Here is a 14,893-nt window from a genome sequence, read left to right as displayed (position 1 = left end):
TTTACTAAGCTTCTAAGTCTCAGAACCCTTACCTTTGCGGCTTCAATCGCCCGCGCCTGGTAATGCCGCTGATTGCCCCATCGAGTTATGTGCCGCCCGCCCGTTTGTGGAACGGCCACCTGCAAACCATTATCCCCTCGCTGTTTCGCAAGGTAGCGGTCGATTACGTCCGCGAACGTATCGAAACCCCGGATGATGATTTTTTAGACCTGGACTGGGGCATGGGGCAAGGGGCAGAGGGCAGAGGGAAAAATACAGATATCTCATGCCCCATGCCCCATGCCCCATGCCCTATCCTTACCATCCTTTCACACGGGCTGGAAGGCAGTTCATCGAGTCAGTATCTGGCGGGAATGGTGCGGCATCTAACGCAAAACGGGTTCGATTGTCTGGCCTGGCATTATCGCTCGTGCAGTGGCGAACTGAATCGGCAGGAACGTTTTTACCACATTGGCGAAACGGGCGATCTTCACTTTGTCATTCAATACGCATTGTCAAAAGGTTATTCTACGATTTACTTGATTGGTTTTAGCGCGGGAGGCAACGTAACGCTGAAATACCTTGGAGAACAGGGAAAAACGATTGAGCCAGCGATCAAAAAAGCGGTTGTATTTTCGGTTCCCCTAGATTTGATGGGGTCAGCCCGGCGGCTCGAACAGTGGGATAGTCTGGTTTACAACCATCGCTTCAACCGAACACTGAAGCGTAAAGTCATGCAGAAAGCGGCTGTCATGCCGGGCGTATTCCCGATGGACGCAGTACGTAATGCTCGCAGTATCCGCGAATTCGATAATCTGTTTACAGCGCCCATGAACGGCTTTCGGGACGTAACGGATTATTATACCCGAAGCAGTTCTTTACAGTTTATACCAACCATTGCCATTCCTACACTAATCGTCAACGCTAAAAATGATCCGTTTTTATCACCCGAATGCTTCCCGGCTACGTTAGCAAGGGAACTCCCCAACGTCTGGATGGAGTTTCCTGAACAAGGAGGTCATTGTGGATTCCCGTCAAAAAACGGCGGTACTCAGAGCACATCCTGGTCAGAAGAACGGGCGTTATCGTTTTTAACAGATTCTACTTTGACACGACAATAAGACGATTCAACAAATCGCTGAAACGGCGATTTTTTAACTATGCTTACCAAACCGCTCGAACAAACGTATTACATCATTGATTTCGACAGCACCTTTACGAAGGTTGAAGCCCTCGACGTACTAGGTGAAATTTCACTCGTTGGTCGCCCCGACCGCGATGACGCACTGGATCAGATTAAAACCATTACCGACCGGGGCATGTCAGGCGAGATTTCGTTTACCGAATCACTGAACCTGCGATTGGGTCTGCTGAAAGCCCACCGCGATCAACTACCCGCTCTCGTCGAAAACCTGATGGGTAAAATCTCCGACTCCTTTACACGGAACAAACAATTCCTGGCTGAGAACGCAGAGCACATCTACGTTGTCTCGAACGGTTTTAAAGAGTTTATCATCCCAATCGTTACGTCGCTTGGAGTTCGGGCGGAGAATGTCTTTGCCAATACGTTCGTATTTGATACCGGTGGGGCCATTATTGGTTTCGATCCTAAAAATCCACTGTCAGCCAATGGTGGTAAATCGCAGGTGATTCGGGATCTGAATCTCGACGGCGAAGTTTACGTTATTGGCGACGGCTATACCGATTATGAAATCAAAGCATCAGGTCTGGCCAATCGATTCTATGCTTTTACGGAGAATGTGATGCGTCCTCGGGTTGTGGAGAAAGCCGACCACGTAGCGCCCTCGCTCGATGAATTTTTATACCACAATAACTTGAGCCGCAGTCAGTCATATCCAAAAAGCCGGATTAAGGTTCTGCTTCTGGAAAATGTTCATCCCGTAGCTGTTCAACTCTTTGAACAGGAAGGGTTTAACGTTGAAATCCGAAAAGGTGCGCTGGATGAAGATGAGCTGATCGAAGCCATTCGGGACGTATCGATTCTGGGTATCCGCTCGAAAACAAACGTAACGGCGCGGGTACTGGAGCATGCCAACAAACTGATGACCGTAGGCGCGTTCTGCATCGGTACGAACCAGATTGACCTGGATGCCTGTACGCAAAAAGGTATCGCCGTTTTTAACGCACCGTATAGCAACACCCGCTCCGTAGTCGAATTGGCCATTGGCGAGATCATCATGCTGATTCGAAGCATTGTGCCGAAGAGTAATCTGATGCACAAAGGCGGCTGGGATAAGTCAGCGAAGAACAGTTTCGAAGTGCGTGGCAAAAAACTGGGTCTGGTTGGTTACGGCAACATCGGTACGCAACTGTCGGTCGTCGCTGAAGCCCTTGGGATGGAAGTTTATTTCTACGACGTAGTGGATAAACTCGCGCTCGGTAATGCCCGCAAATGCAAGTCACTAGACGAACTTCTGGCTGTAGCGGACATCATTAGTTTGCACACCGACGGCCGGAAGGAAAACAAGAATCTGATCAGCTACCGCGAGTTCTCCCTGATGAAAAATGGGGTTATTTTCCTGAATCTCTCACGCGGTCATATTGTCGATATTCCAGCGTTAGTAGATGCGCTCGAGCGCGGTAAAGTGTATGGAGCCGGTGTCGACGTGTTTCCCTACGAGCCAAAAACCAACAACGAGGAGTTCGTAAACGCGTTACGCAACCAGCCTAACGTTATTCTGACACCCCACATTGGCGGCAGCACCGAAGAAGCGCAGGAGAATATCGGCAATTTCGTACCGGGTAAACTCCTCGAATACATCAATAACGGCAGTACGTATGGTAGTGTGAATTTCCCTGAACTTCAATTACCACTGCTAAAGGGCGCACACCGATTGCTGCATATTCACGCCAACGTACCGGGTATTCTGGCTCAGATGAACAGCATTTTTGCCAAGTACCATATCAATATTCATGGTCAATATCTGAAAACCAATGAGCAGATTGGCTATGTAATCACCGACGTTGCTAAAGAATACGCCGATGAAGTGGTGCAGGAACTGAAAGGTATTGATAACACGATTAAGTTTAGACTTTTGTATTAAGGAGGAAAGGGAGGACGGAAAAGAGGGATGAAAGGGAATCAAACGATCCAGCTTTTCTCCCCTTCTTCCTATTCCTTCCTCTCTTCCTTCCTCCCTTCTATGAAAAACACCTACTTCACTCCCGGTCCCGCCGAACTTTATCCGTCTTTTTATCAGCATTTGCAAAAGGCTATGGATGAGCAGATTGGCTCAATCTCTCACCGTAGTCAACGCTTCCAGGATATTTACAAATTTGCCGACGATCAGCTCCGTACGTTGCTGAACATTCCGGACACGCACGGCATTTTTTTTACGGGATCAGCTTCAGAGGTGTGGGAACGCGTCTTACTGAACTGTGTCGAACACGAAAGTTTTCACCTGGTCAATGGATCATTCTCGCAGAAATTTTACGATTACGCCAACGCCTTACACAAGCATACCAACGTACTCGAAAAACCATTTGGTGAAGGTTTCGACGCGGCCGATATAGAGGTACCAGAGTATGCAGAATTAGTTTGTCTGACGCATAACGAAACATCGTCGGGTGTACAGATGCGGCCCGCCGAAATGCACAAGCTGAAACGGAAATATCCGAAAAAACTATTCTGTGTCGACACGGTTTCATCCTCCCCTTACCCCGACCTTGACTTCGGTTTGATCGATTCAGCGTTCTTCTCCGTTCAGAAAGCCTTTGGCATGCCGGCTGGTCTGGGTGTCTGGATTGCGAATCAAAGCTGCCTTGAAAAAGCGGAATACTTACAACAAAATGATACGTTGACAATTGGTGCTCATCATACACTCCCAGTGCTCTGGAAGCACTACAAAACGTATGAAACGCCCGCCACGCCGAACGTATTGTACATTTATTTGCTCGGGAAAATTGCGGAAGATTTTAACCGAACTGGTATTGATACAATTCGCAGGCAGACCGAAGAGAAAGGGCGAATGCTATATAAATTTCTGGATGCTTCAGATGCCTATGAGCCATTCGTGAAACAGGATCGGCATCGGTCGCAGACCGTTATTGTGGCAACGACCAAACAGCCGTCAGCCGACGTAATTACAGCCGCAAAAACGGCCAATATGGTAGTGGGTAGCGGTTATGGTAAGTTTAAGGAGTCACAAATCCGAATCGCCAATTTCCCGGCCGTATCTACTGAACAGATAGCGTCCTTGATTGATCAGTTGAAAAAGTAGCCGTCTAGCATACCTGTTCTTCTGATTGAGCCTTCTTGTTTAGCTGGAAGGCTTTTTTTATGGCTTAACACGACCTGTACCTCAGCAGTTACAAACCTTATTTTGGCTTTATAGTTAATAGAACAAAGCTTTTAGGGCATTAACTCAACAGTCATGAAGAAATTACTTACAACTATAACATTGCTAACCTGTTTATCGGGGGTTAGCTTAGCACAAAACCGATCGGATTCGACAGGCCGATCGAAACCACTCATCAGCGAGGAAACTAAAGACGACGTTCGTCAGAAAGCAAGCCAGACCGCCGAGAAACTGGAAGAGGAAGTCGACAAATCCCGGAGCTACCAGCAACGAAATCAACTCAGCTGGTTTGAACCGAACAACCTGTTTGTAGGAGGGGGCCTGGGTATGGGAGCTACCGACGGACAGGTTTATCTGGGCGTTAACACACGCGTTGGCTATTTTTTCCAGCCTGGTTTTGCAGCGGGATTACGATATGATTTCGACCGGCTCGTTGGCAACAAGTACCATTCCCGACAAATTGGGGCGTTTGCTCGCTACTATCCTTTTCGTACCCGTATCAGCAGTTTCATAGGAGCCAGTCTGAATAGCGGTCGTGAATTCTCCGAAAACACCGCAGCCGACACGAAGTTTAAATACACGAGCGTCGGCTTAGAAATAGGCGTAATGGCGTGGATACTTCACCGGCTGGGAGCAGAAGTAGCGTTCGAGAACAGCTTTTATAACAAGATTGATCCAACCGTAAGCCGGGGCAAAGGAGGCAGACTAAAGCTTGGTGTCAACTATTACTTTGGGACGGTAGGAAAACGTCGGTAACGTATAGACGCTATCCCAGACAAGAAATTTCAGGAAAAGGTGGTTTGAACAACCACCTTTTTTTTATGCTTTCGGCAATAATCGCAAATGATGCTGAGTATGGGCGCTCGTAAAATGAATCATCTCCCGCACGGTTAATTTGCCTAAGGCAGGATGTGGAATGATATATCCATCCAATTCACGATCAGTCCAGTTACCAAGGGCATCAAGTAGGTCTTGATAAACACTTAAAAACCGCTCCACAATTGTGCTCTTATCAACATCCATGTCTTCTGGGCGGGGAGTAAACACAGCTGGAGCTTTAACGGTCGTTTGTAAGATCTGCTGATACGTAGACGATATGGTATCGTACGTTCTTGACGAGGCATCTGATTTCCCCCATTGCAGCAACACCTCGCGGGGTCCAGTCATCAGACGGGCTATAGGTCGCGCCGATAAATAGAGATGCTGCATCACGTCTGCCACCGACCATTTCCCGTCTGCCTGTTTATACGTAAACTGATCTTCAGAAAGTCTATTCACTACGTCAACAAACGATTGACAATCAGGCAATAAACGCAGTTGCTCCTCCGTCAAGCGTACGTTTTCCATAGGGTTTTATATTAGTAACGTAGTGGGATCATTGTATCAGTTTCCTGTTCGGCTTACTGCCATCTCCAGATAGGCTGAAAACTTATCTGGGGGGTATCACCTATTAAGATTTTACCGTTTTTTTCCACCCAGGCATGCGCACTGAACCCGCTTTTTTTATCAACTCCAATAACGATTTCGGTTCCTTTATCTCTCCTCAAGAAAAATTTCAGGGCTAGCGCCTGCGGCAAACAAACAGCTAATAGTGAACCACTTACGCGCTCTATTGCCCATACGTATCGTTCAATACGCTCATTAGGTACATCTTGGATCAACGCAGGCTTTAACAGAGATGCATACAACGCTCTAAAGCGCTGAAAAGACAAAAGCTTCAAAGCTAATCGAACTGACAAAACAACCCAGAAAGCGTTAACAATCAATAGTTGTTCGGTAAAAGAATAAGAAAAGAATTTTTCAGCTCGTCTCAACCAGTTTTTCATTCGCTTTTTCAACCTGCATTTCTACCTCAAACGCATTTTATCTTAATAGCGTTCTGACAGCTAATTGCACTTGCAGTCGTTTAATGTAAACCTGTCGCAGTAATTTTTATTATATATTTTTACAAACAATAGTTACATATTTTATTTTACAATAATACAATTATAAAAATGTTCATATTATAAAAATCATTACTTTAGCTATTAACATACATAGATATGAATACTTTTAAAGTAATTCAATAATTTATATAAAAAATCTATGTGGCCACTACTATTTTCTGAATTTAATTAGACCTCAATTTTCGCAATTAGTAAAATTATGAAAGGATACAACACGGATCAGAGCAAGTACGCCAACGATGATACGTCTAAAAAAACGTATATCACTCCGCAACTCACTAAACACGGTAACGTGAAGGAAATAACCCTAGGAGAAGGTAGCCTTAATTATGATGAAGGCTCTTTAGTACAAGACCTTGAATAAGGATAAACCAGTAACTGGGTATTCTTATATGAAGCACGAAGTACAGCTATTTACCAGTCAACATAAGTCCTTTACTTTTTGTGATTTTGACTGGAAGCCAACTTCCTTTTTATCGGATCAGCCAGATAGTGAGAAAAGGGACATTTTTTTTCTGAAGTATAACCAAATTTACGTTTGGGAATGCGGTTTACACTCGGGCAAAAAAATAATTGAATCTTATCTCTATTATAAAGAAGAATTTACTGAACACATTACGTTCAGAGATTCTTCTTTTATTTTATATGACTCTGCCAATGACACAATCATAGCTGCGCGTGACTTCATGGGTAATTACCCTCTGTATTATTTTGCCTTACCAGAAGAAAACGTTTTTACGTTCAGCTTCTCCATGAATGCACTACTGGCTTCCAGGCTTTTTATTCCTGCCATTAATTACTCAAAAATTATCGAATATATAGCTTGTAATATTCATGCACTGCCTAACAATCAAACCTTTTATCAGCACGTTTATCGCCTTCTTCCTGCTTATGTACTTTGTATAAAACAAGATACGATTAATGACTTTAAACGATACGGAAAATTTGATCTGACAAAATATCAGTCCTTTACGGACACTGAGTATATCGAACGTTTTCAGCAGCTTTTTATAGAATCTGTTCAAAAAAATACAGATTCGTTCAAGAAGATAGCCGCTACGCTAAGCGGTGGTCTTGATTCTTCAGCTGTTTGCAGCGTAGCACAGTCGCTAAGAAATGAGCCTATTCATACGTTTAATTTTGCCACACAGACAGCCAAAGCTCACGAGAACGAGTTTATAGAAGCTGTAGTAAATCAGTGGCATACTATTCATCAGACAGTTGAACCAGGTTGTTCAAATTATGAAGCTATCAGGAAGTTGACGGAACTGAATGGCCAACCGTGCTTTGTATTTAATTATACGATTCAATTAGATTTAATTGAAGCAGCCAAACAAAATAACTGTGATATATTTCTGTCGGGACATTGGGGTGATCAGGTAGTGAATTACGGCACTCAATATATTCAAGAACTAGTCGATAAAGAAGAATGGGCTAAGGCGAAAATGGCAATTAAACAATCGTTTGACTATTCGTTGTCGGTCGTTAAATCTGCTGGATCAAATTCTAAAAAAGACAAGAAGAAATCAGCTAGATTATATGCGCTACGTTTACTACTGGGCAAAGAAAAAAGAAAGCAAAGCTGGTCTAACATACCACAAACACTGTGGATTCTATACAAAGAATTTGATTGCAGGCTTGAGGATTTATTTACAATTTTTAGTCAAAAAATAAGACATACGAAACAGATTACACCTCCCAAAATTGACAAACTAATTCGACCCGAAACACTAGCGGAGTGTACTAGAATGAAAGCGTTATATCCACCAGAAACACTGGATATCTCAACTACTATTAACGCTCCGATCAGCAATGCTCAAAAGCAACATTTGAACGTTATTTTTAAAGGGAATCAAACTTACGGTCAGGAGGAATATTTCGAAATATATCGACAAAATTCATTACGTTCCGCCCAGCCATTTTTCGACGCTGACTTAATAGAGCTTAGTTTGAGTATACCGTTACGTATCAAATTCGATGACGGTAGGAAGCGTGGCACACTTCGTAAAGCCCTCACCGATTACTTACCTGAAAAGATCGTTAATCGTACCACAAAAGCAATCTTTACAGACCACTACCTTCATTTATTTATAAGTCTATATGCAGATTTCGAGGCCCATACACCATCTGATCATCCGATCTGGCAGATAGTTAATAGAACAACCTTCGAGGAAAACGTAAAAATTGTACTTAACGATCAGCACCACGTACACCAGAAGCAGGTAGTTATGCCTCCGCTGGTACGTATCATTCATCTGGCTGTATGGCTAGACTACACTGAACAGCAGAAAAAATAACATCGACTTTCTACCAGCCGACTACTCGGTCTTTTAGTATCAAGTTTCTAGCGTATAAATTTCATTTTCTGATTTGTTTTAAGAATTCGTCTAAATAGGTATTTTTGGGGTAGCATCGCGTAAGGATGATCGCTAAACATAGTTATTAAAGAACTATCTGTTGACTAGGAGTACACATACTAATTAGTATAAATCTCATGAAAACATTTCTGATTACTACTTTACTGGTAGCGGTTTCGTTCGGTGTTTTTGCTCAGCAGGACATCAGCTACCACGGTAAAAAAATTACCGAAACTGGCGCCATTCCAGCTACGCAGTTAGCTACTAAAATGGGCGATAAGACGGCTATGCCTGCCAAAGTAGAAGGTACGGTGGAGTCAGTTTGCAAAGTGAAAGGCTGCTGGATGAAGGTCAAAACCGGCGATGGCCAAACCATGCGTGTTACGTTTAAAGACTATGGCTTTTTCGTTCCGAAAGACATTGTTGGTAAAACAGTTGTGGTTGAAGGAACCGCTGAAACGTCCACAACACCTGTAGCTGATCTGCGTCATTATGCTCAGGACGCGGGAAAATCGAAGGAAGAAATTGAGAAAATTACCGAACCCGAGAAGGCGCTGACCTTCGTGGCTGATGGGGCTATTGTGAAACGATGAATTATCGCTTGTGCTGGTAAAGCAAGCAGAAAAATGTATTTTGAAGGCCGTAACTACTTGTTATGGCCTTTTTTGTACCCAACCAATAACCATTTATGAGAAAACTATACCTATTGGCAGGATTATCGCTGCTGGCCTCTCCTCTCTTTGCTCAAAAAACCATTATTCACTGCGGCAATTTATTTGATGGGCTTGGGACTACCCTTCAGCCTCGGATGACAATAGTCGTTGAAGGAAACAAAATTACGGCTGTCCAGAAAGGCTATTCTGCTCCTTCTGGTAAGGATCAGGTCATTGATATGAAATCGAAAACGGTTTTGCCAGGTCTGATCGATATGCATGTCCACCTAGAAAGCCAGACGCGCCGGGGTGGGGCTATTGATGGCTTTACCAGCAATCCAGCCGACGTAGCGTACCGGGCAGCCCGCTATGCCAAAACAACTTTACTGGCAGGGTTCACAACCGTTCGTGACCTCGGTGGATCGGGTATAAACGTATCGCTACGTAACGCTATCAATGCCGGGTTGGTAGATGGGCCACGCGTACTAACTGTAGGCAAATCGATTGCCACAACCGGTGGACACGCCGACCCGACGAATGGTTATCGTAAGGATTTAATGGGTGACCCCGGTCCAGAAGATGGCGTTATCAATGGGCCGGAAGATGCCCGGAAGGCCGTTCGGCAGCGCTACAAAGATGGCTCGGACCTGATTAAAATTACAGCCACGGGTGGTGTACTAAGCAATGCGAAAGACGGCTCCGGCCCTCAGTTCACCGAAGAAGAAGTTAAAGCGGTGGTCGATGCGGGCAAAGACTACGGTTTTCCCGTAGCCGCTCACGCACACGGCGCGGAAGGGATGAAACGGGCAATTCGGGCGGGGGTGCAGACCATCGAGCACGGTACGTTGATGGACGATGAGGCCATCGAATTATTCAAAAAACACGGTACCTATTACGTCCCGACAATCATCGCGGGCAAGACAGCTGCCGATTCGGCTCGACATTTTGGGTATTACCCGCCTTTAGTAGTTCCCAAAGCGTTAGCCATTGGCCCAAAAATTCAGGCAACGTTTGGTAAAGCCTATAAAGCAGGCGTAAAAATTGCATTTGGGACTGATGCGGGCGTATTTATCCATGGCTACAATGCTAAAGAATTCGAATACATGGTTGAAGCGGGTATGCCACCGGTCGAAGCGATCAAAGCAGCCCTGATGACCAATGCTAAACTGCTGGGTATGGATACGCAGATCGGCTCAATTGAAGCAGGTAAATTTGCGGATATTATTGCTGTTGGCGAGAATCCGATCCAGAATATTAAAACGTTACAAACGGTTCAGTTTGTGATGAAAGACGGGAAGGTATATAAACAATAAAAGGAGAGAAAGGAGGAGGGGGACGAAGGGGAGAAAAGGGATATTTTTGTCCTTACTTCCTTTCGTCCCCCTCCTCCCTTTCCTCCCCCTTTATCAGCTCATTCACTCGTTTTGCTTCTTCGTGTTGAACCCAGTGGGTAGCATCCTCAAAAAAGACGACCCGGCCGTTGTCACAAAGGTCGATACTAAGCGGAGCCATCTCACGCTTTAGAAACTGATCGCGAGTGCCCCAGATCAATAAGGCTGGAACAGTGACGCGGATTGATGCTTGACGGACTGGCAGTTTTTGCAGTGCCGCCCGATACCAGTTGACCATCGCTATGAACGCTCCCGGCTTTGACCAGGCCGTTCGATAATGTTGTAGATCAGCATCGGTAAACGTACCTGATTGGCTGCTGCTACGTAGCGTTCGGGCGAGTAAAGCCCAGTTGCTTAACCGAAATATCCTTTCGGGCAAGCAGGGAATCTGAAAAAAACCAATGTACCAGCTACGTAGCATTTGCCCCAGATCGCGCCGGGCAAACCGCTGCATCACAGTCGGATGCGGAACGTTCAGAACGACCAGCCGTTCGATACGTTCCGGGTAAACAACGGCAGTCCACCAGGCGACGGCTGCGCCCCAGTCATGCCCCACGATCACCGCTTTTTGTCGGCCAGCCGCATCGATCAACCCAATAACATCAGCAACTAACGTATCAATGGAATAAACCGCAATGCCCGTTGGCTTATCACTGAGATTGTAGCCCCGCTGATCAGGAACCCAAACCCAAAAACCTGCTTCAGCTAATGTATCGATCTGGTGTCGCCATCCATACCAAAACTCTGGAAATCCATGCAACAGAATCATCAACGGCCCGTCACTCGGACCCGCCTGAACGACATGCAATTGGACACCGTTCGTTTCGATAAACGTATGTGTCATGGATCGGGACTAAAACCCAAAATACCGCTCGGCATTTCGGTAGCAGATATCCTGCACGATCTGACCAACCCAGTCAACGTCGTTCGGGAGTTCGCCATTCTCAATTTCGTTACCGAAAATGTTACACAGAATGCGCCGGAAGTATTCGTGACGTGGGTATGAGACAAAGCTGCGCGAGTCGGTCAGCATCCCGACAAAGGCACTCAACAGCCCCATGTTGGAAAGCGCATTGATTTGTTTTTCCATCCCGTCTTTCTGATCCAGAAACCACCAACCTGAGCCAAACTGGATTTTACCCCGTACTGAGCCATCGTTAAAGTTGCCGATCATCGTCGCCATGACTTCGTTGTCAGCTGGATTCAGGTTGTAGAGAATCGTTTTCGCCAGTTTATTACGATCGTCCAGCCCTCCCAAAAAGCGGGATAACGAAGCTGCTTGTGGGAAATCGCCGATGCTATCCCAACCCGTATCGGGACCGAGTTCGCGGAGTCGACGGCGGTTGTTGTTACGTAGTGCACCGAGGTGAAATTGCTGGGTCCATCCTTTTTCGTGATCCCACTCGGCAAACTGCACCAGCATGAACGATTTGAATTTCTGGATGTCGGCAGGGCTTAGTACGCTCACCCCTTTCTGCCAACCCAGAAGCAGATTCGTAAAAATGGTCTCGATTTCACTTTCGGTGTATGAGTCCGCATAGATCATTTCCAGCCCATGATCCGAGAGTCGGCATCCCATTTCGGCGAAGTAATCGTGCCGGGATTTGAGCGCGTCCAGATAGTGCGTCAGTGTCCGGATTTCGCGGTTTGTCACCTCGCCTACTTTCTGCACATAAGCCCGAAACGACACCGGATCATCGGCCGCCATGGCCTTATCCGGCCGGAAGGCAGGCAGCACTTTTACCTTAAAATTACTTTTCGCAATAGCTCGATGATGTTCCAGTGAATCCAGCGGATCATCCGTAGTGCAAACTACGCGAACGTCGAAGTGCTGAAGTAAACTACGGGCCGATAGATTTGGCAGTTGCGCGTTGCAGCTATCGTAAATCGACCGGGCTGTAGCTGGGCTCAATACGTCCGTAATGCCAAATGGATTTTTCAGCTCCAGATGCGTCCAGTGATAGAGCGGATTCCGTAGTGTGTATGGAACGGTTTCGGCCCATTTTTCGAACTTTTCCCAGTCGGATGCGTCGCCCGTACAGTAACGCTCATCGATACCGTGCGTTCGCATCGCCCGCCATTTGTAATGATCGCCGTAGAGCCAGAGTTGGGTAATATTTTCGAACGTCTTATCGGCTGCAATCTGATCAGGTGGCAGATGGCAGTGATAATCAATAATCGGCATGGGCCGGGCGTAATCATGATAAAGCCGACGGGCGGTTTCGGTTTGTAGCAGAAAATCGTCGGATAAGAATGTCGGAGCGGGCGCAGTTGTGATCATACTATCTAAAAGCAAAAGCCGGGTCGTATCTCCCGGCTTTTCGTTATTTTTTTGATGTTTTAATTAGATCGTCAGGCACAAATTGACAACCCGGCAGCACCTCAACCGGATGTGTCCAGTCCCGAATAAGCCAGTCTTTACCCGATTCGGCAATCCAGACCTTACGGGATTTGGTAAACAGCCAGACAACTTTTTCGACACCGAATTCAAGTAGTTTGGTCGTCTTCTATTCATAATAATCAAACTCAGAATCTACATGACTTAGGTTAGCTTTCGTATCAATTTCGATGGCCACTCTAGGAGGTACCCAGGCGTATTTTGTTTCATCCTGTCCCTCTAACGTCTTCAACTCAAAAACAGCTACGTCGCAGGCACGCCAATCACCTTTTTTAAACTGAACACCAATCTCGTTGCCTAAGACATCGTATATGTTTAAATCTAGAACCGACAACAAATAGGCAGATAGCCGAACGGCTAACCGACTCTGCAAAATACTCGAACTCATAAGCTGTTCAACCGTTTTAGTACCCTTCAGGACGTCTTCATAACCCGCGTAGTACACGGGTTTGCCGTCCCACATTTCATACACAAGTGATTTGAGTAATCGGGCACGCTCGGCACGACGCTGTTTCTGTTCAGGAGTAAGAGGAGGTCGCTTTGGCTTATTAATCGCTTCCATAACCACGCGGTTTAGCTACCGCAAGATAACTAATTTATCATAAATCGTTACGTAGCATTTACCGCTCGGTCGACAATCCCAGCATCAGACCACGTAGCTCGGCCAGACCGCGCAGTCGGCCGATGGCCGTATAACCGGGATTGGTACGTTTACCCGAAGTCAAATCATCGAGCATACGATGACCGTGGTCGGGCCGGAAAGGCATTTGCAGATCCGCGCGCCCTTCAGCCTGACGTCGTTTCTGCTCAGTCAATAGCGCCAGCATTACGTTAGCCATCGGTACGTCGCCTTCGAGGTGGTTGGCTTCCTGAAAACTTCCCCGCTCAAAATAGTCGTTGGCATCGCGTTGGGTGCTACGCAGGTGAATGAAGTGAATTTTTGAACCAAGTCGTTCAGCCATACCGGCCAGATCATTATCCGCCCGAACACCGTAAGAACCGGTACAAAAGCAGATTCCATTCGCAGGTGAATCGGCAGCCGCCAATAACGCCCGTGCGTCGGCTTCAGTACTGACTACGCGGGGTAAACCCAGAATCGGATATGGTGGATCGTCGGGGTGGATGGCTAAGCGAACACCTACTGACTCGGCTACGGGCACAATTTCGCGCAGGAAAGCGTACAGGTTCTGGCGCAACTCGCGATCACCTACGTCCGCATACGTAGCGAGCGCGTCGCGGAATCGCTCAACCGTATAACTTTCTTCAGAACCGGGTAACCCGGCAATGATGGTTCGAGTCAGGCGCTTCACTTCCGCATCCGTCATCGAATCGAGTCGAGCCCTCGCCCGGCGTTTCTGCTCATCGTTATAGAGGTATTCGGCGCCAACCCGCTGAAGAATATAGAGCTCAAAAGCGGCAAATTCAGTTGCGTCGAAACGTAGACCAGTCGAGCCATCGGGCATAGGATAGTCGAGATCCGTACGGGTCCAGTCAAGCACAGGCATGAAATTGTAACAGACCGTATCGATCCCTTCTTCGGCCAGGTTGACAATGGACTCTTTATAGTTGTTAATGTACCGCTGAAAATCGCCTGTACGTGTCTTAATGCCTTCGTGTACGGGGATACTTTCAACAACAGACCACGTTAGCTGGTGGTTTTCGATGACGGATTTCCGCGTTGCGATTTCGTTGCGGGACCAGACTTCGCCATTGGGGATGTGGTGTAAAGCGGTTACGATACCGGTGGCACCTGCCTGCCGTACATCATTGAGCGATACGGGGTCGTTTGGACCGAACCACCGCCAGGTTTGTTCAAGCATAAAGGAATCAGTGAGTTAATTGGTTCGTGA

Annotated in this window: 14 protein-coding genes; 8 read left to right on the top strand and 6 right to left on the bottom strand. The window is 46.5% G+C overall.

The features are described from left to right. The first annotated feature begins 62 nt into the window (after window positions 1-62). The 4 genes from IC230_RS06075 (at window position 63) to IC230_RS06060 (ending at window position 5,054) form a co-directional block, all read left to right on the top strand. Window positions 63-1,100 (top strand): YheT family hydrolase, encoded by a 1,038-nt coding sequence (locus IC230_RS06075; RefSeq protein WP_191038088.1) that lies wholly within the window; start codon window positions 63-65, stop codon window positions 1,098-1,100. A 39-nt stretch (window positions 1,101-1,139) separates the two neighbouring features. Next, window positions 1,140-3,044, top strand: coding sequence for a phosphoglycerate dehydrogenase (serA, locus tag IC230_RS06070; protein ID WP_191038087.1), 1,905 nt, complete (start codon window positions 1,140-1,142; stop codon window positions 3,042-3,044). Window positions 3,045-3,143: 99 nt separating this feature from the next. Further along, a complete protein-coding gene (locus IC230_RS06065; RefSeq protein ID WP_191038086.1) occupies window positions 3,144-4,220 on the top strand; it encodes an aminotransferase class V-fold PLP-dependent enzyme in 1,077 nt (358 codons plus the stop codon). 153 nt (window positions 4,221-4,373) lie between these two features. Next, a complete protein-coding gene (locus tag IC230_RS06060; RefSeq protein WP_191038085.1) occupies window positions 4,374-5,054 on the top strand; it encodes a porin family protein in 681 nt (226 codons plus the stop codon). 63 nt (window positions 5,055-5,117) lie between these two features. Here the strand turns inward: IC230_RS06060 and IC230_RS06055 are convergent, their stop codons facing one another. Together IC230_RS06055 and IC230_RS06050 are read right to left on the bottom strand one after the other, a co-directional pair. Then, entirely contained in the window at window positions 5,118-5,645 is a 528-nt protein-coding gene (locus IC230_RS06055) for a DinB family protein (RefSeq protein WP_191038084.1), read from the bottom strand. A 53-nt stretch (window positions 5,646-5,698) separates the two neighbouring features. Then, window positions 5,699-6,124: a lasso peptide biosynthesis B2 protein gene (locus IC230_RS06050; RefSeq protein WP_191038083.1), complete on the bottom strand. Its 426-nt coding sequence runs from the start codon at window positions 6,122-6,124 to the stop codon at window positions 5,699-5,701. 319 nt (window positions 6,125-6,443) lie between these two features. Between IC230_RS06050 and IC230_RS06045 the strand changes: the two genes are divergently transcribed. From IC230_RS06045 to IC230_RS06030, 4 genes are all read left to right on the top strand, one after another. Beyond that, window positions 6,444-6,608: a lasso RiPP family leader peptide-containing protein gene (locus IC230_RS06045; protein ID WP_191038082.1), complete on the top strand. Its 165-nt coding sequence runs from the start codon at window positions 6,444-6,446 to the stop codon at window positions 6,606-6,608. Window positions 6,609-6,636: 28 nt separating this feature from the next. Beyond that, window positions 6,637-8,541 (top strand): asparagine synthase-related protein, encoded by a 1,905-nt coding sequence (locus IC230_RS06040; protein WP_191038081.1) that lies wholly within the window; start codon window positions 6,637-6,639, stop codon window positions 8,539-8,541. A gap of 197 nt (window positions 8,542-8,738) precedes the next feature. Further along, on the top strand, window positions 8,739-9,194 hold the full coding sequence (locus IC230_RS06035) for a DUF4920 domain-containing protein (RefSeq protein WP_191038080.1): 456 nt from the start codon (window positions 8,739-8,741) through the stop codon (window positions 9,192-9,194). 95 nt (window positions 9,195-9,289) lie between these two features. Next, complete coding sequence (locus IC230_RS06030) at window positions 9,290-10,567, top strand: metal-dependent hydrolase family protein (RefSeq protein ID WP_191038079.1); 1,278 nt, start codon at window positions 9,290-9,292, stop codon at window positions 10,565-10,567. A gap of 52 nt (window positions 10,568-10,619) precedes the next feature. Here the strand turns inward: IC230_RS06030 and IC230_RS06025 are convergent, their stop codons facing one another. The 4 genes from IC230_RS06025 to uxuA all read right to left on the bottom strand — a co-directional run bounded on the left by IC230_RS06025 (window position 10,620) and on the right by uxuA (window position 14,863). Continuing rightward, complete coding sequence (locus IC230_RS06025; protein ID WP_191038078.1) at window positions 10,620-11,489, bottom strand: alpha/beta fold hydrolase; 870 nt, start codon at window positions 11,487-11,489, stop codon at window positions 10,620-10,622. Window positions 11,490-11,498: 9 nt separating this feature from the next. After that, on the bottom strand, window positions 11,499-12,926 hold the full coding sequence (uxaC, locus tag IC230_RS06020; RefSeq protein ID WP_191038077.1) for a glucuronate isomerase: 1,428 nt from the start codon (window positions 12,924-12,926) through the stop codon (window positions 11,499-11,501). A 226-nt stretch (window positions 12,927-13,152) separates the two neighbouring features. Further along, window positions 13,153-13,605 (bottom strand): Uma2 family endonuclease, encoded by a 453-nt coding sequence (locus IC230_RS06015; RefSeq protein WP_223860363.1) that lies wholly within the window; start codon window positions 13,603-13,605, stop codon window positions 13,153-13,155. 58 nt (window positions 13,606-13,663) lie between these two features. After that, complete coding sequence (gene uxuA / locus IC230_RS06010; protein ID WP_191038076.1) at window positions 13,664-14,863, bottom strand: mannonate dehydratase; 1,200 nt, start codon at window positions 14,861-14,863, stop codon at window positions 13,664-13,666. Window positions 14,864-14,893: the final 30 nt, after the last annotated feature.

Origin of the sequence: Spirosoma validum, from assembly GCF_014699035.1 — a bacterium.
Classification (GTDB): Bacteria; Bacteroidota; Bacteroidia; order Cytophagales; family Spirosomataceae; genus Spirosoma; species Spirosoma validum.
This window is presented reverse-complemented; position numbering and strand designations above follow the sequence as displayed.

Excerpts from the sequence above, each read along its gene's own strand:
- IC230_RS06075 (WP_191038088.1), top strand. The coding sequence starts at position 63 with ATGCCGCTGATTGCCCCATCGAGTTATGTGCCGCCCGCCCGTTTGTGG.
- serA (WP_191038087.1), top strand. The coding sequence starts at position 1,140 with ATGCTTACCAAACCGCTCGAACAAACGTATTACATCATTGATTTCGAC.
- IC230_RS06065 (WP_191038086.1), top strand. The coding sequence starts at position 3,144 with ATGAAAAACACCTACTTCACTCCCGGTCCCGCCGAACTTTATCCGTCT.
- IC230_RS06060 (WP_191038085.1), top strand. The coding sequence starts at position 4,374 with ATGAAGAAATTACTTACAACTATAACATTGCTAACCTGTTTATCGGGG.
- IC230_RS06055 (WP_191038084.1), bottom strand. The coding sequence starts at position 5,645 with ATGGAAAACGTACGCTTGACGGAGGAGCAACTGCGTTTATTGCCTGAT.
- IC230_RS06050 (WP_191038083.1), bottom strand. The coding sequence starts at position 6,124 with ATGAAAAACTGGTTGAGACGAGCTGAAAAATTCTTTTCTTATTCTTTT.
- IC230_RS06045 (WP_191038082.1), top strand. The coding sequence starts at position 6,444 with ATGAAAGGATACAACACGGATCAGAGCAAGTACGCCAACGATGATACG.
- IC230_RS06040 (WP_191038081.1), top strand. The coding sequence starts at position 6,637 with ATGAAGCACGAAGTACAGCTATTTACCAGTCAACATAAGTCCTTTACT.
- IC230_RS06035 (WP_191038080.1), top strand. The coding sequence starts at position 8,739 with ATGAAAACATTTCTGATTACTACTTTACTGGTAGCGGTTTCGTTCGGT.
- IC230_RS06030 (WP_191038079.1), top strand. The coding sequence starts at position 9,290 with ATGAGAAAACTATACCTATTGGCAGGATTATCGCTGCTGGCCTCTCCT.
- IC230_RS06025 (WP_191038078.1), bottom strand. The coding sequence starts at position 11,489 with ATGACACATACGTTTATCGAAACGAACGGTGTCCAATTGCATGTCGTT.
- uxaC (WP_191038077.1), bottom strand. The coding sequence starts at position 12,926 with ATGATCACAACTGCGCCCGCTCCGACATTCTTATCCGACGATTTTCTG.
- IC230_RS06015 (WP_223860363.1), bottom strand. The coding sequence starts at position 13,605 with ATGGAAGCGATTAATAAGCCAAAGCGACCTCCTCTTACTCCTGAACAG.
- uxuA (WP_191038076.1), bottom strand. The coding sequence starts at position 14,863 with ATGCTTGAACAAACCTGGCGGTGGTTCGGTCCAAACGACCCCGTATCG.